19 protein-coding genes are annotated in these 20,549 nt (G+C 71.4%); 12 read left to right on the plus strand and 7 right to left on the minus strand.

What is annotated here, in order from left to right:
- Positions 1-2: 2 nt before the first annotated feature.
- On the plus strand, positions 3-1,070 hold the full coding sequence (gene mutY / locus VGN74_RS02980; protein WP_327445867.1) for an A/G-specific adenine glycosylase: 1,068 nt from the start codon (positions 3-5) through the stop codon (positions 1,068-1,070).
- On the opposite strand, the gene VGN74_RS02985 is transcribed toward mutY, so the two are convergent.
- The 4 genes from VGN74_RS02985 to VGN74_RS03000 form a co-directional block, all read right to left on the minus strand.
- Entirely contained in the window at positions 1,021-2,100 is a 1,080-nt protein-coding gene (locus tag VGN74_RS02985; RefSeq protein ID WP_327445868.1) for a site-specific DNA-methyltransferase, read from the minus strand. The genes mutY and VGN74_RS02985 overlap by 50 nt on opposite strands.
- Before the next feature lie 90 nt (positions 2,101-2,190).
- Entirely contained in the window at positions 2,191-3,846 is a 1,656-nt protein-coding gene (locus VGN74_RS02990; RefSeq protein WP_327445869.1) for a lytic transglycosylase domain-containing protein, read from the minus strand.
- A 192-nt stretch (positions 3,847-4,038) separates the two neighbouring features.
- Positions 4,039-5,121: a PA0069 family radical SAM protein gene (locus VGN74_RS02995; RefSeq protein WP_327445870.1), complete on the minus strand. Its 1,083-nt coding sequence runs from the start codon at positions 5,119-5,121 to the stop codon at positions 4,039-4,041.
- A 73-nt stretch (positions 5,122-5,194) separates the two neighbouring features.
- Positions 5,195-5,587 carry a helix-turn-helix domain-containing protein gene (locus VGN74_RS03000; RefSeq protein WP_327445871.1) on the minus strand — a complete coding sequence of 131 codons (393 nt, stop codon included), beginning with the start codon at positions 5,585-5,587 and terminating at the stop codon, positions 5,195-5,197.
- A gap of 108 nt (positions 5,588-5,695) precedes the next feature.
- Between VGN74_RS03000 and VGN74_RS03005 the strand changes: the two genes are divergently transcribed.
- The 3 genes from VGN74_RS03005 (at position 5,696) to VGN74_RS03015 (ending at position 8,047) form a co-directional block, all read left to right on the plus strand.
- Positions 5,696-6,580 (plus strand): SDR family oxidoreductase, encoded by an 885-nt coding sequence (locus tag VGN74_RS03005; protein ID WP_327445872.1) that lies wholly within the window; start codon positions 5,696-5,698, stop codon positions 6,578-6,580.
- A 65-nt stretch (positions 6,581-6,645) separates the two neighbouring features.
- The gene (locus tag VGN74_RS03010; protein WP_327445873.1) at positions 6,646-7,578 is read left to right on the plus strand and encodes a M28 family peptidase; all 933 of its coding nucleotides are present in this window, start codon (positions 6,646-6,648) and stop codon (positions 7,576-7,578) included.
- Entirely contained in the window at positions 7,562-8,047 is a 486-nt protein-coding gene (locus VGN74_RS03015) for a hypothetical protein (protein WP_327445874.1), read from the plus strand. The genes VGN74_RS03010 and VGN74_RS03015 overlap by 17 nt, the downstream gene beginning before the upstream one ends.
- Positions 8,048-8,096: 49 nt before the next feature.
- Here VGN74_RS03015 and VGN74_RS03020 read toward each other — a convergent pair whose 3' ends face one another.
- Positions 8,097-8,555 carry a peptidylprolyl isomerase gene (locus VGN74_RS03020; protein ID WP_327445875.1) on the minus strand — a complete coding sequence of 153 codons (459 nt, stop codon included), beginning with the start codon at positions 8,553-8,555 and terminating at the stop codon, positions 8,097-8,099.
- Between the two features lie 70 nt (positions 8,556-8,625).
- Here VGN74_RS03020 and VGN74_RS03025 point away from each other — a divergent pair, with 70 nt between their 5' ends.
- From VGN74_RS03025 to VGN74_RS03035, 3 genes are read left to right on the plus strand one after another with little or no spacing between them, the layout of a single operon-like run.
- Entirely contained in the window at positions 8,626-9,333 is a 708-nt protein-coding gene (locus VGN74_RS03025; RefSeq protein WP_327445876.1) for an RlmE family RNA methyltransferase, read from the plus strand.
- Between the two features lie 14 nt (positions 9,334-9,347).
- A complete protein-coding gene (locus tag VGN74_RS03030) occupies positions 9,348-10,406 on the plus strand; it encodes a DUF2332 domain-containing protein (protein ID WP_327445877.1) in 1,059 nt (352 codons plus the stop codon).
- A gap of 9 nt (positions 10,407-10,415) precedes the next feature.
- On the plus strand, positions 10,416-11,936 hold the full coding sequence (locus VGN74_RS03035) for a tryptophan halogenase family protein (RefSeq protein WP_327445878.1): 1,521 nt from the start codon (positions 10,416-10,418) through the stop codon (positions 11,934-11,936).
- Between the two features lie 6 nt (positions 11,937-11,942).
- Here the strand turns inward: VGN74_RS03035 and VGN74_RS03040 are convergent, their stop codons facing one another.
- Entirely contained in the window at positions 11,943-14,309 is a 2,367-nt protein-coding gene (locus VGN74_RS03040) for a PAS domain-containing protein (protein WP_327445879.1), read from the minus strand.
- Positions 14,310-14,422: 113 nt separating this feature from the next.
- The gene (locus VGN74_RS03045) at positions 14,423-14,947 is read right to left on the minus strand and encodes a DUF2061 domain-containing protein (RefSeq protein ID WP_327445880.1); all 525 of its coding nucleotides are present in this window, start codon (positions 14,945-14,947) and stop codon (positions 14,423-14,425) included.
- A 129-nt stretch (positions 14,948-15,076) separates the two neighbouring features.
- On the opposite strand from VGN74_RS03045, the gene guaB reads away from it, so the two are divergent.
- Genes guaB through guaA form a run of 5 tightly spaced genes read left to right on the plus strand, consistent with a single transcriptional unit; the run spans position 15,077 to position 20,511 of the window.
- Positions 15,077-16,534: an IMP dehydrogenase gene (guaB, locus tag VGN74_RS03050; RefSeq protein ID WP_327445881.1), complete on the plus strand. Its 1,458-nt coding sequence runs from the start codon at positions 15,077-15,079 to the stop codon at positions 16,532-16,534.
- A gap of 2 nt (positions 16,535-16,536) precedes the next feature.
- Positions 16,537-16,950: an MAPEG family protein gene (locus tag VGN74_RS03055; protein WP_327445882.1), complete on the plus strand. Its 414-nt coding sequence runs from the start codon at positions 16,537-16,539 to the stop codon at positions 16,948-16,950.
- Positions 16,947-18,287, plus strand: coding sequence for an RsmB/NOP family class I SAM-dependent RNA methyltransferase (locus VGN74_RS03060; RefSeq protein WP_327445883.1), 1,341 nt, complete (start codon positions 16,947-16,949; stop codon positions 18,285-18,287). The genes VGN74_RS03055 and VGN74_RS03060 overlap by 4 nt, the downstream gene beginning before the upstream one ends.
- Positions 18,284-18,961 carry a 5'-methylthioadenosine/S-adenosylhomocysteine nucleosidase gene (locus tag VGN74_RS03065; RefSeq protein ID WP_327445884.1) on the plus strand — a complete coding sequence of 226 codons (678 nt, stop codon included), beginning with the start codon at positions 18,284-18,286 and terminating at the stop codon, positions 18,959-18,961. Before VGN74_RS03060 ends, VGN74_RS03065 begins: the two co-directional genes overlap by 4 nt.
- Positions 18,958-20,511, plus strand: coding sequence for a glutamine-hydrolyzing GMP synthase (gene guaA / locus VGN74_RS03070; RefSeq protein WP_327445885.1), 1,554 nt, complete (start codon positions 18,958-18,960; stop codon positions 20,509-20,511). The genes VGN74_RS03065 and guaA overlap by 4 nt, the downstream gene beginning before the upstream one ends.
- Positions 20,512-20,549: the final 38 nt, after the last annotated feature.

Consider the following 20,549-nt stretch of genomic DNA (forward strand, 5'->3'; position numbering starts at 1 on the left):
CGATGACCGCCGTCCCTGAAATCCGCGCCGCCCTGCTGACCTGGTATGACCGCCAGGCCCGGAGCCTGCCGTGGCGCACGCCGCCGGGTTCCCCCGCGCGGCCGGATCCCTACCGCGTCTGGCTGTCCGAGGTGATGCTGCAGCAGACCACGGTGCCGCACGCCACGCCCTATTTCCTCGAGTTCACGGCGCGCTGGCCGACGGTCAGCGATCTGGCGGCCGCGCCGGACGGCGAGCTGATGGCCGCCTGGGCGGGGCTCGGCTACTACGCCCGGGCCCGCAACCTTCTGGCCTGCGCGCGGGCCGTCGCCGCCGATCATGGCGGCGTGTTTCCGGACACGGAGGCGGGGCTGCGGGCCCTGCCGGGGGTGGGGCCCTACACGGCCGCAGCGGTGGCGGCGATCGCCTTCGACCGCCCGGCCAATGTGGTCGACGGCAATGTCGAGCGGGTCATGGCCCGCTGGTTCGCCGTGGAGACGCCTCTGCCGGCGGCCAAGCCGGAGCTGACGGCGCTGGCCGCCGGCTTCGTGGCAGACGACCGGCCCGGGGCCAGACACGGGGACTGGGCCCAGGCGCTGATGGACCTGGGGGCGACGATCTGCCGGCCGAGGTCCCCGGCCTGCGAGGCCTGCCCGGTCGCCTTCGGCTGTGCGGCGCGCGCGGGCGGTGCTGCGGCGACCTATCCCCGCAAGGTGCGCAAGGCCGACCGGCCGCGTCGCCGCGGCGTGGTCTGGGTGCTGCGCGATGCGGGCGGCCGGGTGGCTCTGGTGCAGCGGCCGGGCAAGGGGCTGCTGGGCGGCATGCTCGGTCTGCCGACCTCGGACTGGTCGGAGGCTCCCGACGCCAGCCCGCCGGTCGCGGCCGACTGGCGCGCGCTTGGCGAGATCGAGCACGTCTTCACCCACTTTCACCTGACGCTTGAGGTGCGCGGGGCGACGGCTGACTGGCCGGACGCGGTGTGGACGACGCTGGAGGACGCCGCCCGGGCGCTTCCCAGCGTCTTCCGCAAGGCGCTGTTGCTCAGCTCAGGCCGGCCCGGATCTCGGCGCGCAGGGCGTCGATCGGCTTGAGGCCCTGGTCGCTGCGGAAGCGCCAGTAGGTCCAGCCGTTGCAGGCCGGAGCGTTCTCCAGCAGGGCCCCGAGCTTGTGGATCGAGCCGGTCAGATCGCCGACCGCCAGCGAGCCGTCCGCGCGCACCCGCGCCTCGCGCTCGCCCTTCGGGCAGTATAGCCGGTCGCCGGGCCGCAGCAGGCCAGCCTCGACCAGGGCCCCGAACGGCACGCGCGGTTCGGCTTTCTTCGACCCCATGACCTTGAGATCCTCGGCGCTCGCCGGGATGACCTCGGCGATGCGCTTCTCCGCGAGCTCGGCATAGGTCGGGTCACGCTCGATGCCGATGTAGTGACGGCCGAGGCGGCGGGCGGCCGCGCCGGTCGTGCCGGTGCCGAAGAAGGGATCGAGCACCACGTCGCCTGGCCGGGTGGCGGCCAGCAGCACCCGGTGCAGCAGACCCTCGGGCTTCTGGGTCGGGTGGGCCTTCTTGCCCTCGGCGTCCTTGAGCCGCTCCTCCCCGGTGCACAGGGCGAGGGTCCAGTCCGAGCGCATCTGGACGTCCTCGTTGAAGGCCTTCAGCGCATCATAGTTGAAGGTGTAGCGCTTCTGGTCGCGCGACCGGGCGGCCCAGATCAGGGTCTCGTGGGCGTTGGTGAAGCGCGTGCCCTTGAAGTTCGGCATCGGGTTGGACTTGCGCCAGATGATGTCGTTCAGGACCCAGAAGCCGAGGTCCTGGATCGCCGCGCCGAGCCGGAAGATGTTGTGGTAGCTGCCGATCACCCAGATCGACCCCTCGGGCTTCAGCACCCGGCGGCACTCCGTCAGCCAGGCGCGGGTGAAGGCGTCGTACTCCCCGAAGCTGCCGAACTTGTCCCAGTCGTCGTCGACGGCGTCGACCTTGGAGTTGTCGGGACGCAGCAGGTCGCCGCCCAGCTGAAGGTTGTAGGGGGGATCGGCGAAGACCATGTCGACCGAGGCGTCGGGCAGGCCCTTCAGCACCTCGAGGCAATCGCCGCGCAGGATTACATCGGTCTTCAACGCGCTCATCACTCGGCCCCGCTCAGCTTGAGCCGGGACGGTGAGTCCTTACGGTTAAGACGGGGTTGATTCCGGTCAGAGACCGGCGTGCGCCTGAGGTCAGAGACCGGCGTCGGCCAGAGGGGCGCCGGCCACCTGCACCGGGCCCGGCGGGGGCGCGTCGAGGGCCAGCGGCACGCGCGGGGCGCCGCGGGCGGCGGCGTCCAGCGTGTTCAGGGAGCCGCCCATCATGCGCTGGTAGACCCAGTAGGCGGCCACGACCTTCTCGACGTAGTCGCGGGCCTGGGGCACGTCGATGGTCTCGATCAGCAGCAGGGAGTCCGCCTCGGGGCCGAGTTTGCGCAGGGCGTCGAGCATCGGGCCCGGGCCGGCGTTGTAGGAGGCGACGATCCGCAGCAGGTCGCCCTGCAGCGCCTCGTGCGCCAGCAGCCGCTGCAGATACATCTGGCCGATGCGCAGATTGACCGCCTCGACCAGCAGTTTCTCGGGCTCTTCGCGGAAGGTCGGGTCGCCGGTCAGCTCGGCGGCCGTGTAGGGCATGACCTGCATCATGCCGAAGGCGCCGGCCGAGGACCGGGCGTCGGCGACGAAGCCGGTCTCCTTGCGCGCGAGAGCGTAGACCAGCGCGCGTTCCACGACGAAGCCGCCCTCGGGCTCAAGGGCGGGCATGGGATAAAGCAGGGCGTCGATCCGGGCCGCCTCGGTGTCGCGCGGTCGGGCGCCGATCGCCATGGCGAGGCGGGTCCACAGGGCGCGGGCCTGATCGTCCAGCGCCGTGCGCAGGCCGCGCCGCACCTCGTCGCGCGCCTCGTTGCGGCGGCCGACCTCCATCAGGGCGACGGCGCGCCGGGCCTCGGGATCATTTTCGACGAAACGCGTCAGGCCCTCGATATCCGGGGTCGGGGCGGCGGCGACCGCGCGGGTCAGGCGGGCCGGCTCGGCCAGGTAGGGGCGCGGCCCGAGGTTCTCGATGGTCGGGGTTTCGCCCAGCCGGGCGAAGGCGATCTGGCCGTAGAAGGTGGCGGGCCACTGGGTGGCGGCGCGGAGCAGGGGCTCGACCTCGGCGGTCAGCCCGGCGCGCTCTGCGGCCCGGGCGGCCCAGACGGCGCCGCCGGCGCGGACCCAAGGGTCCTCGGTCGGATCGTCCGCGACGCGGCGGAACGCCGCCAGCGCGGCCTCGAACCGGCCCATGCGGTAGCTGGCCAGGGCCACGGTCCACCAGTCGCCGATCTCGGTCCCGAGGGTGACGGCGGTCTCGAAGTCCTGGGCGTTGAAGGCCACCCGGGCGGCGCGCGCCGGATCCTGCTCGACATTGCGTCCGCCGCCGGGGCGCAGGGCGCTCCAGGTGCGGGTGCGCGTCGGCGGCGTCGGATCCGCGGCCCCGTCCGGCTTGCGCCGCAGCGCCAGGGCGTAGGCGCGCGGGGCCTCGGGCAGGTCGGCGTAGAGCGCCAGCCAGGCCGACAGTTCCTCGTAGGTCGCTGTGTGCTCCGGGTGGAACAGGCGCTCGAACTCGACCCGACCCAGCAGCACGCGGTCGCGCACGGCCTCGGCGCTGCGGCGGGCCAGCTCGAGGTCGCCGCGGCTCAGGGCGTCGAAGGCGGTGGTGTAGTTGATCCGGTCGTCGGTGCTGAGCAGCCGCAGGGGCAGCTCCTGGGCGGCGGCCGCCGGCGCGAGACCCGCCGCAAGGCCCATGGAGAGGCTCAGGCTGCAGGCGAGTCCCGCCAGCCGGACCATCCCGGATCGGAAAGAAAGCATCGTCTGGCGGCCCCCGTGGCGCGCGCGGCGCGTCCCGATCCGGGCCTGCCGCGCACTGGCGTTCGGTCGTCAGGCAAGAGCGACGCCAGGCCGCCTCACCGCGGGCGACCCTCGTCACCCAATGGGGCGTTTTTGAGTCGTCCGGCGGGGAAGATCAAGCCCGCGGCGATGTCGCGACCCGGGTCGTCGGACTCACGCCGCCGGCAGGTCGAACAGCTCCAGCTGCGGCCGGGCTTCGGGCGGGACGCGGAACTGGCCGGTGTCCAGCTCATGGCGGGGGCCGTCGAGGCCGTAGCGCTTCACCGCCGCCTTGAAGCGCGCCGCGATCAGCTCGGCCACCGGGCCCGTGCCCTTCATGCGCTGGGACCAGTCGGGGTCGTAGTCCTTGCCGCCGCGCGTCTGGCGCACCAGCGACATGACCCGGGCGGCGCGGTCCGGACGGGCGGACTCCAGCCACTCGCGGAACAGGTCCTTGATCTCCAGCGGCAGGCGCAGGGTGACGTACATGGCGGTGACGGCCCCGGCCGCGGCCGCCGCCTCCAGCACCGACTCCAGCTCATGGTCGTTGAGCCCGGGGATCACCGGGGCGAAGCCGACGCCAACCGGGACGCCCGCATCGGCCAGTCGCCGGATCGCCTCCAGACGCCGCTGGGGCGTCGAGGCGCGCGGCTCCATGGCCCGGGCCAGGCTGCGGTCCAGAGTGGTGATCGAGACGAAGACGCTGGCCAGGCCGCGCTGACCCATGGGGGCGAGGATGTCGAGGTCCCGGGTGACCAACTGCGACTTGGTGATCAGGCTGAACGGCTGGTTGAACCGGGCCATCACCTGCAGGATCGAGCGCGTCGATTTCAGCTCGCGCTCGGCCGGCTGATAGGGGTCCGTGTTGCCGCCGACATGGATGCGGCGGCAGACGTAGCGGGGGTGCGCCAGCTCCCGTTCCAGGAGACGCGCCGCGTCGGGCTTGAAGAAGATCCGGCTCTCGAAATCCAGGCCCGGGGATAGGCCCATCCAGGCATGGGACGGACGGGCGTAGCAGTAGATGCAGCCATGTTCGCAGCCCTTGTAGGGGTTGATGGAGCGGTCGAAGCCCACGTCGGGGCTGGTGTTGCGGGCGATGATCGTGCGGGCGCGCTCGGGGCTGAGCGTGGTGCGGATCGGGGCCGCCGGGGCGTCCTCGTCGGTCCAGCCGTCATCGAAGGTTTCGCGCTGGTCCGCCTCGAACCGGCCTGACCGGTTCGAGCACGCGCCCCGTCCTTTCACCTGCGTCGTCGCCATGTCCCGACAGTGGAACGGCGAGGGGAACAAAGCAAGAACAAACTGTCCGGGGGCGGCGCCCGGGCTTTAAGGGTCAGGCCGCGGCGTCGACGACGCCCGAGTGATGGGTCTCGGCCCAGTCGATCAGGCCGACGAGCGGTCCGGTCAGGCTGAGGCCGCGCGGGGTGAGGCTGTAGGTCACGCTGGGCGGGACGGTCGGCTGGACATCCCGGTGCACCAGTCCGTCCGCCTCCAGCCCGCGCAAGGTCTGGGTCAGCATGCGCTTCGAGATGTCCGGCACGGCGCGCATCAGGGCGCTGAAGCGCAGCGGGCCGGCCGCCAGGGCGCAGATCAGCAGGATCGACCAGCGATCGCCGATACGGTCGATCAGCTGGCGCATGGGACAGGTGTCGGGGTCCATGCCGAGCTCGCCCCAGCGCCGGAAGCGCTCGCCCAGGTCCGCGGCGTGGGCTTCATCAGGGCTCATGGGTTCCTCCGGCGTAACCTGGTGACGGGCAGGTGCCGTCTTTCGCGACGGCTCAATGGTCTCTAGCTGAGACAAGGCTCGAAAACGAGACCATTGAAGGAGCTCCTGATGTTTGATCCTGTCACCTATGGCGTCACCGGGGCCGCCGGTCAGCTCGGCCGGCGCGTGGTGGCGGCCCTCGCCCGTCGCGTGCCGCCGGCCTCGATCGTCGCCCTTGTCCGTGATCCGGCCGCGTCGGCCGGGCTGTTTCCCGAGGGCGTCGTGGTGCGCCAGGCCGACTATGACCAGCCGGCCACGCTGGAGGCGGCTTTCGCCGGTATCGACCGCCTGCTGCTGATCTCGTCCAACGCCGTCGGCCAGCGCATGGGACAGCACCGCCATGTGGTCGAGGCGGCCGGTGCGGCGCGCGTGGGCCGGCTGGCCTACACCAGCGTCCTGCACGCGGACGTCTCGCCGCTGGCGCTGGCCGGGGATCACCACGGCACGGAGGCGATGATCGCCGCCTCCGGCCTGCCGTACAGCTTCCTGCGCAACGGCTGGTACACCGAGAACTACCTCGCCGGCATCGGGGCCAGCCTGCAGCACGGCGCGATGATCGGGGGCGCGGGCGAAGGGCGTATCTCGGCCGCGACCCGGGACGACTACGCCGAGGCGGCGGCGGCGGCGCTGGTCGGGGACACGGGCTCGGCGGTGGTGCATGACCTGGCCGGGGACGAGGCCTGGACCCTCACGGCCTTCGCCGAGGAACTGTCGCGCCAGACCGGCCGGACCATTCCCTATGTCGACATGTCGGAGGCGGAGTATCGCGCGGCTCTGCTCGGGGCCGGGCTGCCGGAAGCCTTCGCGGCCTTGCTGGCGGACTCGGATTCGTGCGCGGGCCGGGGGGCGCTGTTCGACGACTCGCGGACCCTGTCGCGCCTGATCGGCCGGCCGACAACGCCGCTCGCCCCGGCCATGGCGGCGGCGCTGGCGGATCTGCCGTCGGCGGCGTGAGTTTTCGCTGACGCGGCGGGGATCGGCCTGCTAGGTCTCGGTTCAGAGACGAGGAGATCCCCGCCATGCGCCTTCTGCTGATCGGCCTGTCGGCCGCGGCCCTGCTGTCCGCCTGCGCCACCCCGGAGGCCCCGCCCACCCCCGCGCCGGCGGTGGAGTCGCAGCTCATCGCCGATCTGCGCATCCTGTCGGCGGACGACATGGAGGGCCGGGACACCGGCGCGCCGGGTGGCGAGCGGGCCCGCGCCTACATCATCCAGCGCCTCGAGGCGATCGGCGTCGCCGCCCCGCCCGTGGGCCGGCTGCAGCCCTTCAGCGCCGACGGCCGCACCCGCGAGGGCCCGCGCACCTTCAACGGCCAGAACATCCTCGGCGTCATCCCCGGCACGCGCGCCGGCCACCGCTGGATCGTGGTGACGGCCCACTACGACCACGTCGGCGTCAATGACGGCCAGATCTTCAACGGCGCCGACGACAACGCGTCGGGCGTGGCCACCGCCCTGGCCCTGGCCGAGCGGCTCAAGGCCGAGGCGCCGGATCATGGCGTCATCTTCGCCTTCCTCGACGGCGAGGAGCGCGGCCTGCTGGGCGCGCGGCACTTCGTCAACGTGCCGCCGGTGCCGCTGGAGTCGATCGCTCTCAACGTCAACTACGACATGACCGCCCGCGCCGACGACGGGAAGCTGTGGGTCACGGGGACCTACCAGCACCCGACCCTGCGCCCGATCCTCGAGCCCGTGGGGCCGGTCGGCAATGTGTCGCTCAGCTTCGGCAAGGACACGCCGCAGGACACCGGCGCCGACAACTGGGTCGAGGCCTCGGACCATGCCGCCTTCTTCCGCGCCGGCCTGCCGTTCCTCTACTTCGGCGTCGACTACCACCCGGACTATCACCGCCCGTCGGACGACTTCGAGCGGGTGACGCCGGAGACCTTCACCAACGCCACCGAGCTGTCGATCAACGCCTTCCGCGCGCTGGACCGTGCGCTCGGCCGTTAAGCTCCTCGTCCTGACCGGGCTGGCGGCGCTGGTCCTGTCGGCCTGCAGCCCGCCGGCCGGGCCGGTCGGCGGCGGCTTCTCCAGCCGGGTCAGCGAGGACCTGTCGGGGGAGTATGCGCCGACGGCGCCGGTGACGGTCGGCGGCCAGGCGCTGGAGGGGCTCTATCTCGGCCATGCCGACGACTTCGCCGCCTTCGAGCGCGGCGAGCGCGTGCCCGGCTTCGCCCCGGTGATGCTGATGCTGGGCGGCGAGCGCGTCCTGCCGACGGCGTATCGCGTCACCGATGAGACGGTGAACTTCGAGGGGCAGGCGGGCCGGATGGCGGTGCGGCTGGAGGCGCGGATCGATCTCGACGCCCTGGCCGAGGCGCGGCGCACCCTCGGTGATGACAGCCCCGTGCTCAGCGGGACGCTGCGGGTCGGCGGCGAGCAGGCCGCCGTGGCCTTCAGCCGCGCCAGTGGAGGGTAGGGGCGGCGGCTGAAGGCGGCTTGGCCGGGGACGGGCCCCGGCCGTCGGCTCAGGCGACGGTCGCCTTGACGATCTTGCCCGGATTGCGGGGCGGCTCGCCCTTGGGCAGGGCGTCGATGTGCTCCATGCCCGAGGTCACCTGGCCCCACACCGTGTACTGGCGGTCGAGGAAGGTGGCGTCGTCGAAGCAGATGAAGAACTGGCTGTTGGCGCTGTTCGGATCCGAGGTGCGGGCCATGGAGCAGACGCCGCGCACGTGCGGCTCGGCCGAGAATTCCTGCTTCAGGTTCGGCTTCTTGGAGCCACCCGAACCGGTGCCGGTCGGATCGCCGCCCTGGGCCATGAAGCCGGCGATGACGCGGTGGAACACCACGCCGTCGTAGAAGCCTTCCTGCGCCAGCTCGGCGATGCGGGCCACATGGTTGGGCGCCAGGTCGGGGCGCAGCGTGATCACCACGTCGCCGGTGCCGGCGCCGGTATCGACGGTGAAGGTCAGGGTTTCGGCCATAACAGCTCCTGCGGTCTTGAGGTCGCGCGGGTCATAGCGGCGAAAGCCGCCGGGAGCTATGGGTGTTCCCATGAGCGACGAAGCGCCCCCCGAACGCCGCCGCATGGTGCGGCCCCCCAGCGGCGGCACGGCCGCGGGCCGTGGCCTCGGCCAGAAGCTGAAGACGGCGGACAAGCGCTCCCTGTCCAGCCAGCAGTGGATCAAGCGCCAGCTGGCCGATCCCTACGCCGAGCGCGCCCGTGCCGAGGGCTGGCGCAGCCGCGCCGCTTTCAAGCTGAGCGAGATCGACGACAGGCTGGGCCTGATCCGCAAGGGGTCGCGGGTGATCGATCTCGGCGCCGCCCCCGGCGGCTGGACCGAGGTGGCGCTGAAGCGGGGCGCCGCGGCGGTGGCCGGGGTCGACCTGCTGCCCATCGTGCCGATCCCCGGCGCCGTGCTGATCGAGGCGGACTTCACCGCGCCCGGCGTGGACCAGCAGCTGATTGACGCGCTGGGCGGCCCGCCGGATCTGGTGCTGTCGGACATGGCCCACAACACGATCGGTCATCGCAAGACCGACCACATGAAGATCATTGCCCTGATTGAGATCGCCGCCGACTTCGCCATCCGCACCCTGAAGCCCGGCGGCGCCTTCGTCACCAAGAGCTTCCAGGGCGGCGACCTGGGCGAGGTCATGGGCCGCCTCCGCGCCGCCTTCGACGAGGTGAAGATCGTCAAGCCGGGGGCCAGCCGGAAGGACTCCGCCGAGGTCTTCCTCGTCGCCCGCGGCAAGCGGTGACGGTCGGCGCCTCCGTGCGCGCCGCCTTCCTCCGGCAGGGCGCGATCTGTACGGAGGCGGGTGCGCTGTTCACCGGACGACTGTGCCGGCTGGTGGGTGAGCGACTGGAGCAGGGGGGGGGCCTGGCTGACCGCATGCTCGGCTGGCCGGGCAATCCGAGCCACGAGGGCGACGCCCTTCCGCTTCGTCTCATGGGCGGACTCCACGCCCTGGCCCGCGCGGGCCGGCCCCCGGATCTGTCGGCGGTCTATCCGCCGCATCCGGCCCCCAAAGAGGATGATGCGCTCTGGGCGATTGTCGCCGCGGCGCTGGCCGCAGAAGCGCCCGCGCTCGACCCTTGGCTCGACCAGCCGCCCCAGACCAACGAGGTCGGGCGCTCGGCCGGATTGATGGCGGGCCTGATGGTGCTGGCGGCGCGCTTCGGCCGGCCGTTTCGCCTTTATGAGCTGGGCGCCAGCGCGGGGCTCAACAGCGCGCTGGACCGGTACGCCTTCGTTCTCGGCGGGGTGCAGGCCGGGGATCCGGCCTCATCCGTTCGCCTGCAGCCGGACTGGCGCGGTCCGCCGCCGCCCGGCGCGGAAGTGCGGGTGATCGGTCGGGCCGGCGTCGATCGCAACCCGCTGGACGTGGGTGATGCCGGGACGCGCACCCGTCTCGCCGCCTACGTCTGGGCCGACCAGCAGGACCGGCTGGCGCGGCTCGAGGCCGCTCTCGACATCGCGGCCATCGATCCCGTTCCGCTGACCCGAGCCGATGCGGCCGACTGGCTGGAGGCGACGCTCGACCTTGCGCCGGAGTCCGGCGTCTGCCGCGTCGTCATGCACACCATCGCCTTCCAGTACTTCCCGCCGGACAGCCAGGCGCGGATCGCCGCGCGCATCGCCGCCGCCGGGGCCCGGGCCACACCGGATGCGCCGCTGGCCTGGCTCAGCTTCGAGCAGGAGGGGCCGATTGAGCGGCGCCGGCCGGTCCTCCGGCTGCGGTCATGGCCGGACGGGCGCGACGATCGGCTCGCCGAGGGCCATCCCCACGGCGCAGCGTATGACTGGTTCGGGGCAGGGGACCTGGGCTAGCTTCGTGGCATGAACGGAAACACCCTTCGTCAGGTGGTCATCGTCGGCGGCGGCACGGCCGGCTGGATGGCCGCGGCCGGGCTGGCCCGCGTGTTCGGATCGCTGCTCGATATCACCCTGGTCGAGTCCGAGGAGATCGGCACGGTCGGGGTCGGCGAGGCCACCATCCCGCAGATCCAGCTCTACAACCGCCTGCTCGGGATCGACGAGGACGCCTTCGTCCGCGCTACCCAGGGAAGCTTCAAGCTCGGCATCGTGTTCGATGGCTGGGGCGCGCCGGGCGAGCGCTACATCCACGCCTTCGGCGAGCCGGGGACGCCGCTGGGCGGGCTGCCGTTCCATCACTACTGGCTGCGCGACCGGCTGGCGCGGGGCGAGCGCGGGGCGCCCGACCTGTGGGCCTATTCGCTGAATGCCGAAGCCGCCTTCGCCGGCCGCTTCAGCCGCTCGCCGCCGGGCGGGTTCGGGCCGCTGGGCGAGATGCCCTACGCCTTCCACTTCGACGCCCATCTCTATGCGAAGTTCCTGCGCGCGTACGCCGAGCGGCTGGGGGTCAAGCGCGTCGAGGGCAAGGTGCTGGACGTGACCCTCGGCGAACCGGACGGCCGGGTCCGGTCCCTGCGGCTCGACCGCGACCGCGAGGTTGGCGGCGAGCTGTTCATCGACTGCTCCGGATTCCGCGGCCTGCTGATCGAGCAGGCGCTGGAGACCGGCTACGAGGACTGGAGCGACCATCTGCCGGCCGATCGCGCGGTGGCCGTGCCCTGCGCCCGGGTGGAGCCGCTGACGCCGTGGACAAAGGCGACGGCCGACGCCGCCGGCTGGCGCTGGCGCATCCCGCTGCAGCACCGCACGGGCAACGGCTACGTCTTCTGCAGCCGCTTCATCTCCGAGGACGAGGCCACGGCCCGGCTATTGTCGCAGCTGGACGGGGAGGCGCTGGGCGACCCGCGCCCGCTGCGCTTCGTCACCGGCAAGCGCCGGCGCATCTGGAACCGCAATGTGGTGTCGCTGGGCCTGGCCTCGGGCTTCATGGAGCCGCTGGAGTCGACCAGCATCCATCTGGTCCAGTCCTGCCTCGACAAGCTGATCCAGTATTTCCCGGATCGCGACTTCGCCGACGCCCCGCGCGACCGCTTCAATGCCGAGGCGGACGCCGAGTATGTCGCCATCCGCGATTTCCTGGTGCTGCACTACACGGCGACCCGGCGCGACGACACGCCGTTCTGGCGGCATTGCCGGGACGCCCTGCCGCAGCCGGAGACGCTGAAGGCCCGGCTGGAGCTGTGGCGGCGCGCGGGTCGACTGCCGCTCGAGAGTCACGATCTGTTCAAGCCGAACAGCTGGCTGCAGGTGCTGGTGGGGCAGGGGATCGAGGCCGAGGGCTACAGCCCGCTGGCCAACCGGCTGGAGGCGGGCCGTCTGTCGTCGTGGCTGGCGGACGTACGGGGGCTCGTGGCCCGCACCCGCGACCAGCTGCCCGATCACGCCGCCTTCATCGCCGGCGCCTGCCGGGCCGAGGCCGCCTGAGGCGGTTCAGGCGGCCGCTGCGGTCTTTGGCGCAGCCGCCTTGTCGGCGAGGGTGGACGCCATGGCGTGAATGAGCTGACTCACCTGGATGGGCTTGCCCACATGGCCGTCCATGCCGGCCGCACGACAGCTGGCGATGTGTTCGGGCTGAACGCAGGCGGTCAGGGCGAGGATGGGGGTGGCGGCTGCCGCACCCTCAAGCTCGCGGATCGCGCGGGCCGCGCTCATGCCGTCCATCACGGGCATCTGCAGGTCCATCAGGATCAGGTCGTACGCGTCCCGCGCCGCGGCATGCACCGCCTCGGCCCCGTTCTCGACGGTCGCCAGCTCGACATCCCAGTTCGACAGGATGATCCGCACCAGCTCCCGGTTCGCGGGCGCGTCATCCGCCATCAGGATCCGCAGGCCCGAGGGCAGGTCGAGCGCCGCAGGCTCGCTCGCCCCGATGTCGTCCGCCGCCGCCTCGAGCGACGCCTCGAACCAGAAGGTCGAGCCGAGGCCCGGACGGCTGTTCACGCCAAGCTCTCCGCCCATCAGGCGAACGAGACGCTGGCTGATGGCGAGGCCGAGACCTGTGCCGCCATAAAGTCGCGTCGTGGAGGCATCGGCCTGGGTGAAGCGATCGAACAGCGTCGCGACCTTGTCCGCTGCGATGCCGATCCCGCTGTCCACGACGGAGACCTTGAGGCGGCCGTCGCTCCAAGCCGCTTCCAGCCCGATTTCGCCGGCGCTCGTGAACTTCACCGCGTTGGACAGCAGGTTCAGCAGGACCTGGCGCAGCCGCGGCGCGTCGCCGGTGAGCCTGGGGGGCAGGTCGCGGTCGATGGCCAGCCTGAGGGTCAGGCCCTTGCTCGCGCACAGGGGCTCCACGATTCCAGCCGCCGTCTGCAGGACCTCGATCGGGCTGAAGGACTGCGGATCGAGCTCCACCGCGTTCGCCTCGAGCTTCGAATAGTCGAGGATGTCGTTGATGACATCCAGCAGCACCCGGCTCGAGGTGGTGATGCGGGCGGCGTAGCCCCGCTCCGTGGCGGGCAGGTCCGAACTTTCCATGAGGAGCTCGGAAAAGCCCACCACCGACGTCAGCGGGGTTCGCAGCTCATGGGACATGTTGGCCAGGAAGTCGCTCTTGGCCCGCGCGGCCTGCTCGGCGGCCTCCTTCGCCCGGATGAGCTCCTCCTCGAGCTGCTTCTTCGCCGTGATGTCGCGAACGGAATCCTGGATGGCGACCGGCTGGCCGCGGCTGTTGCGAACAAGGCTGGGGCGCGACTCGAACCAGCGGGTCGAACCATCCGCCGTGATGCAGCGGTAGGTCAGGTCGCCGTGATCCCGGCCGTCCTCGCGCTCCAGTGTTCGCCGGTAGGCTGAGTCCAATGCGGCGGCGTCCTCGGGGTGCACAAGGGCGCTGATCGGCTTGCCGATCAGCTCGGCGGGCGAGATGCCCAGCGTGGCCTCGATGCTTGGCGAAATGTAGTGCACGTCCCCGTCCAGCCCGTAGGTGACGATGACGTCCCGGGTGTTGTCGGCGATCAGCCGGTAGCGCGCCTCGCTCTCGATCAGGTAGGCGTCGGCGCGAACCCGCTCGGTCACGTCCTGAAAGACGCCATAGAGGGCCACGGTCTGGCCGTCCTCGACCTCCGGTCGGCACCTGGAGACCACGAGGCGCTCCTCGCCATCTGCCCGGATCAGCCGCATCTGGAACTCGTCGCTCTCGCCGGTCTCGATGGCCTTCTGGCACCAGCGCCGCACGCCGTCGCGATCGCCCGGATGATAGAAGTCGATGGCGTCGCCGAGATTGGGATCAAAACTGGCCGGATCGACGCCGTGAATGCGGTAGACCTGATCCGACCAGGTGACCCGCCCGGTCACGACATCGAGCTTCCAGGCGCCGATCCCGGCCAGGTCCTCGGCCAGCTTGAAGGTCTCGACCAGCTCGTTCTGCTGGCTTTCCAGCTGCGCCTTGGCGATCTGCTCGCCGGCCAGCTTGGCCAGAAGTTGCAGGCTCTCCATCTGCGCGGCCGCGGGCGCAGGCCGTGGTGACGTATCGAGCACACACAGGCCTCCCGTGCGTCGACCGTCGGGCGTCGTGATCACGGCGCCAGCATAGAAACGAATGCCCAGCTCCGTGACGAGCAGATTGTCCGCGAAGCGCGGGTCGAGAGACGCATCCTCGATGACCAGCCAGCTCGCCCCGGGCTCGGCCAGCATCAGGGCGCAAAAGCTGTCCTGAAGACGTGTGCCGACGCCCTCGAAGCCGCGGCTGGCCCGGAACACCTGGCGGTCACCGACAACTTCCGTGACCAACGAGGTCGGCGCCAGAAACAGACGGGCGGCCAGTTCAACGACGCAATCGAAAGTTTTACTGACGCTCACGAGGACGACCTCCGCGATACAGGCCGTTACTCTTGCGCAGTTTCAGTTAAAAAACGGAGCTTTCTGGCGACGCTGATGCGCGAAGCATGGGGCCAGAGGGGCGCTGCCGTCCCTCAGGCGGCCTGCAACTCGCGGGCGCGGCGCTCGGCGCGGCGGCGCTCGATCCGGCTCCAGATGCGGTCGTGGATCGTGAAGAAGACGGTCTGGACCAGCGGCTCCAGCGTGCCGACCGCGAGGGCCACGCGCCAGTCGCCGCTCAGGGCGTAGGCGACCAGCACGGCCACGGCGAAATGCATGATCCCGTAGGTGCCTGTCTTCCAGGCCAGCGTACGGAACGAGGTCGGCAGGGCGTGGTTGCAGGCGTGATGGTCGTGCAGGCCCAGGCGGCCCTCGACCGCCTCGGCGGTTTCCTGCAGGGGCCCCAGTCGCTTGCGCCGCTCGATGCGGTGCCAGACCCGGTCGTGGATGGCGAAGGCGAAGGTCTGGGCGATGGGTTCGACGAGGCCGATGGCGAGGGCCAGGGTCCAGTCGCGCGTGATGGCGTAGGCCACCAGAATGGCCACGATCAGGTGCATGGTGGCGTAGCTGGCGATCTTCAGCGCCAGGGCCCGCACCGTGCGAATGACCATCTCGACCATGGGGGCTTAAGTGGCGGCCCCGTGTGAAGGTTGCAACCGCAATTCTCTTTATCGCGACAATAGGACGGGCCGCTCTTGCGGCGCCGCAAGAGGGCAGTCTATACGCGGCCCGCAAAACGGAGGCTCCTCATGGAGATTCGCGAAGGGCTCACCTTCGACGATGTTTTGCTCGAACCCGGCCCGTCCGACGTCATGCCCGCAGAGGTGGATGTCTCGACGCGCCTGACCCGCGACATCCGACTGAACATCCCGCTGCTGTCGTCCGCCATGGACACGGTGACCGAAACCCGGCTGGCCATCGCCATGGCCCAGGCCGGCGGGCTCGGCGTCATCCACCGCAACATGACGGTGGACGAGCAGGCCGACCAGGTCCGCGCCGTGAAGCGCTACGAGAGCGGCATGGTGGTCAACCCGGTGACGGTGTTCCCGGACACGACGCTGGGCGAGGTGCGCGAGATCGTCGCCCGCAAGAAGATCACCGGCTTCCCGGTGGTCGATCGCGAGACCGGGCGGCTGGTCGGCATGCTGACCAACCGCGACATGCGCTTCGAGCGGGACCCCGAGGTCCGCGCAGCGACCCTGATGACCACGGGCGAGCTGGTCACCGTGCGCGAGGGCGCCGGCCGCGAGGAGGCGCAGAACCTGCTGCGCACGCGCAAGATCGAGCGCGTCATCGTCGTCGACGAGGACTACCGGGCGGTCGGCCTGATCACCATGAAGGACATCGAGAAGGCCCAGGCCTTCCCGAACGCCGCCAAGGACGACCAGGGCCGGCTGCGGGTCGGGGCCGCCTCGACCGTCGGCGACGCCGGCTACGAGCGGGCCATGATGCTGGCGGAGGCCGGGGCCGACGTGGTGGTCATCGACACCGCCCACGGCCACTCGTCCTCGGTCGCGGCGGTGGTCGAGCGCATCAAGCGCGAGTCCAACCGCATCCAGATCATCGCCGGCAATGTCGCCACCTATGACGCCACCCGCGCCCTGATCGACGCCGGGGCCGACGCCGTGAAGGTCGGCATCGGGCCGGGCTCGATCTGCACTACCCGCATCGTCGCCGGCGTCGGCGTGCCCCAGCTGACCGCCGTGATGGACGCCGCCCGCGCCGCCCGCGAGAGCGGGGCCCCGGTGATCGCTGACGGCGGCATCAAGTACTCGGGCGACCTCGCCAAGGCGATAGCCGCCGGGGCCAATGTGGCCATGATGGGCTCGATGTTCGCCGGCACCGACGAGAGCCCGGGCGAAGTGTTCCTCTACCAGGGCCGCTCCTACAAGTCGTACCGTGGCATGGGCTCGGTCGGGGCCATGGCCCGCGGCTCGGCCGACCGCTACTTCCAGAAGGAGGTCTCGTCCGAGAAGCTGGTGCCCGAGGGTATCGAGGGCCAGACCCCCTACAAGGGGCCGATCTCGCCGGTAATCCACCAGCTGGTCGGCGGTCTGCGCGCCTCCATGGGCTATGTCGGCGCCCCCGACATCGCCGCCTTCCAGAGCCGCGCCCGCTTCGTGCGCATCACCAACGCCGGCCTGCGCGAGAGCCACGTCCATGACGTGATGATCACCCGCGAGGCCCCCAACTACCGGCAGGGATGACCATGAGCTGGCCCGTCGCGGGATCGCCCGAGCTGACCATGCTGGCCCTGACCCTGGTGCTGGCCTTCGTCTCGCTGTTTCCGGCGGCGGCGGGGCGCACAAAGGTCAATGGCCTCGACTGGAACGCCGGGCCCCGTGACTCCACGCCCAGGACGCCCGATGTGGTCACGCAGCGGCTGGAGCGGGCCCAGGCCAATCTCTGGGAGACCCTGCCGCTGTTCATCGGCGGGGTGCTCATCGCCGAAGTGGCCGACAAGACCGGGACCCTGACCTTCTGGGGGACCCAGGCCTTCTTCTGGGGGCGTCTGGCCTACATCCCGCTCTATGCCGCCGGCGCGCCCTATGTGCGCAGCCTGGCGTGGATGGTGGCCACCCTCGGGCTGGTGGCGGTGTTCGCCGCCCTGTTCCTGCCGTGACGCCCGCCGCTCGTCTCGCCGCCGCCGCCTCGGTGCTCGACTCCATCGCCCAGGGCCGACAGCCGGCCGAGACGGTGCTGAAGGCGTGGGGGCAGCAGAACCGCTTCGCCGGCTCCAAGGACCGTCGCGCCGTGGCCGACCGGGTCTACAAGGTGCTGCGCGCCCGCGGCCGTCTGTCGTGGATCATGGGCGGGCGCGAGGACGGCCGCGCCCTGGTGATCGGCTCGCTGGCGGCGATCGACGGCCTGTCGCTGGACGAGATCGAGACCTTGCACACCGGCGAGGGCTATGGCCCCCGGCCCCTGTCGAAGCAGGAGCGGTCGCGGCTGACCGCCGGCGCGGGCGATCTGCCCGGCTGGGTCGCCGCCGGCCTGCCGGAGTTCGTGGTCGAGGACTTCCGCGCCACCTTCGGCGACCGCTGGGCCGACGAGGCCCGCGAGCTGATGCAGCCGCGCGCCCCGATCGACCTGCGGGTGAACATTGCCCGCACGACCCTTGAGGCGGTCGAGGCCGAGCTGGTCGCTGCCGGGCTGACCCCGAGCCGCACGCCCCATTCCCCGGTCGGCCTGCGTTTGCCGTCGGAGCCGCCGCCGAACATCCAGGCGCTGGACGCCTTCAAGGACGGCCGGGTCGAGATCCAGGACGAGGGCAGCCAGATCGTCTGCGCCCTGGCGGGCGCCGCCCCGGGCATGACGGTGGTCGACTACTGCGCCGGGGGCGGGGGCAAGACCCTCGGGCTCGGCCTGGCGATGGCCGGGCAGGGGCGGCTGATCGCCTCGGACGTGGTGGCGAAGCGGCTGGACAACATCCGTCCGCGGCTGGCCCGCGCCGGTCTCGAGGCCGAGCTGCGCCTGATCGGCCAGAACGGCGGCGGCATGGAGGACCTGAACGATCAGGCCGACCTCGTGTTCGTCGATGCGCCGTGCAGCGGCTCGGGCACCTGGCGGCGCCGGCCCGAGGACGCCTGGCGGCTGACCCCGGAGGAGGTCGAGCGGCTGCACGCCCTTCAGGTCCGCATCCTCGGCCAGGCGGCGAAGCTGGTGAAGCCCGGCGGCCGGCTGGCCTATGTCACCTGCTCCATGCTGAGCCGCGAGAACGAGGCCAGCGCCGACGCCTTCGAGGCCGCGCATCCGGGGTTCAGGGCGATCATTCCTCCCCCGCAGGGGGAGGGGGACCACGCGCAGCGTGGTGGAGGGGGGGCGGCGCACGCCCCCCTCCGTCGCCTCGCGGAGCTCGGCGCCACCTCCCCCTGTGGGGGAGGAATGAGGCTCCGCCTCTCCCCCGCCTCGACCAACACCGACGGCTTCTTCTTCGCCCTGTATGAGCGCGCCGCATGAGCGGGCAGGTCGTGAGCCGGGGCGGGGTGCGGGTGCTGCCGGTGATGGCGGCCCCGGCCGAGTACGGGGCGCATCTGCGGGCCCGCATCAACCCGTTGATGACCGGCGTCGGGCCGGTCGAGGCGGCGGTCAGCCTGACCGCGGCCCTGGCGCGGCTGGCCGCGGCCGGCGAGCTGCCGGACCTCGTGCTGTCGCTCGGCTCGTGCGGCTCGGCGACGCTGGACCATGCCGCGGTCTATCAGGTCGGCTCGGTCAGCTATCGCGACATGGACGCCAGCCCGCTGGGCTTCGCGCCGGGGGTGACGCCGCTGCTCGACCTGCCGGCCGTGCTGCCGCTGCCGTGCCTGATCCCGGGCTGGCCGACGGCCCGCCTGTCGACCGGCGCGGATGTGATTTCGGGCGCCCGCTACGGCGAGATCGACGCCGACATGGTCGACATGGAGACCTGGGCGCTGGCGCGCGCCGCCGCCGCCTTCGACCGGCCCCTGGTCGCCCTGCGCGGGGTCTCCGACGGCCGCAGCGAACTGACCCGGCTGGAGGACTGGACCTCGACCCTCGCCGAGGTCGACGCCAACCTCGCCGGGGCGCTCGACCGCCTGTTCGCCGTGCTGGATGCGCACGGCCCCGCCGCCCTCATCCCCGCCCTTTCTTCCGCCCCGGACGCCGCCGCATGACCGCCCACCAGAAAGTCCTCATCGTCGATTTCGGCAGCCAGGTGACGCAGCTGATCGCGCGGCGCCTGCGCGAGGCCAGCGTCTACTGCGAGATCCACCCGTTCGACAAAGCCGGGGCGGCGCTGGCGGCCATGGCCCCGCAGGCGATCATCCTGTCCGGCGGGCCGGCCTCCACGACCGAGGCGGAGAGCCCGCGCGCCGACCCGGCCCTGTTCGCCGCCGGCGTGCCGATCCTCGGCATTTGCTACGGCGAGCAGGCCATCTGCGCCCAGCTGGGCGGCAAGGTCGAGAGCGGCCACCACCGCGAGTTCGGCCGGGCCGAGATCGTCATCACCCGCGACAGCCCGCTGTTCGCCGGCATCGGCGCGGTCGATCACCGCGAACCGGTGTGGATGAGCCACGGCGACCGGGTCACCGCCATCCCCGAGGGCTTCGAGGTCATCGCCACCTCCGAGGGCGCGCCCTTCGCCGCCATCGCCGACGAGACGCGCAGGATCTACGGCGTGCAGTTCCACCCGGAGGTGATGCACACGCCGCGCGGGGCGATGATCCTGAAGAACTTCACCCAGGGGGTGGCGGGCCTGACCGGCGACTGGACCATGGCCGCCTATCGCGACGAGCAGGTGGCGAAGATTCGCGCGCAGGTGGGCGACGCCAAGGTTATCTGCGGCCTGTCCGGCGGGGTCGACAGCTCGGTGGCGGCGGTGCTGATCCACGAGGCCATCGGCGACCAGCTGACCTGCGTGTTCGTCGACACCGGCCTGCTGCGCAAGGACGAGGCGAAGCAGGTCACCACCCTGTTCCGCGAGCACTACAACATCCCGCTGGTGCATGTGGACGCCTCGGCCGAGTTCCTCGGGGCCCTGGCCGGGATCAGCGACCCGGAGACCAAGCGCAAGACCATCGGCCGGGTGTTCATCGAGGTGTTCGACCGCGAGGCGGCGAAGATCGAGGGAGCGGAATTCCTCGCCCAGGGCACCCTCTATCCCGACGTGATCGAGAGCGTCTCCGCCACCGGCGGCCCCTCGGCGGTGATCAAGAGCCACCACAATGTCGGCGGCCTGCCCGACTACATGAAGCTGAAGCTGGTCGAGCCCCTGCGCGAGCTGTTCAAGGACGAGGTCCGTGCCCTCGGCCGCGAGCTGGGCCTGACCGATGCCTTCGTCGGCCGCCATCCCTTCCCGGGGCCAGGTCTCGCCATCCGCATCCCCGGCGAGATCACCCCGGACGCCGTCGCCACCCTGCAGGAGGCCGACGCCATCTATCTGGACGAGATCCGCAAGGCCGGCCTCTACGACGACATCTGGCAGGCCTTCGCCGTGCTGCTGCCGGTCAAGACGGTCGGCGTCATGGGCGACGCCCGCACCTACGAGAAGGTGCTGGCCCTGCGCGCCGTCACCTCGACCGACGGCATGACGGCGGACTTCTATCAGTTCCCCTGGGACGTGCTGGCCCGCACCGCCACGCGCATCATCAACGAGGTCCGCGGCGTCAACCGCGTCGTCTACGACGTCACCTCCAAGCCCCCCGGCACCATCGAGTGGGAGTGAGCAGCCTGCTTCGGCTGGAAAAGGCGCGCTGAAGTCTG

It is taken from the genome of Brevundimonas sp., from assembly GCF_035998205.1.
Classification (GTDB): domain Bacteria; phylum Pseudomonadota; class Alphaproteobacteria; order Caulobacterales; family Caulobacteraceae; genus Brevundimonas.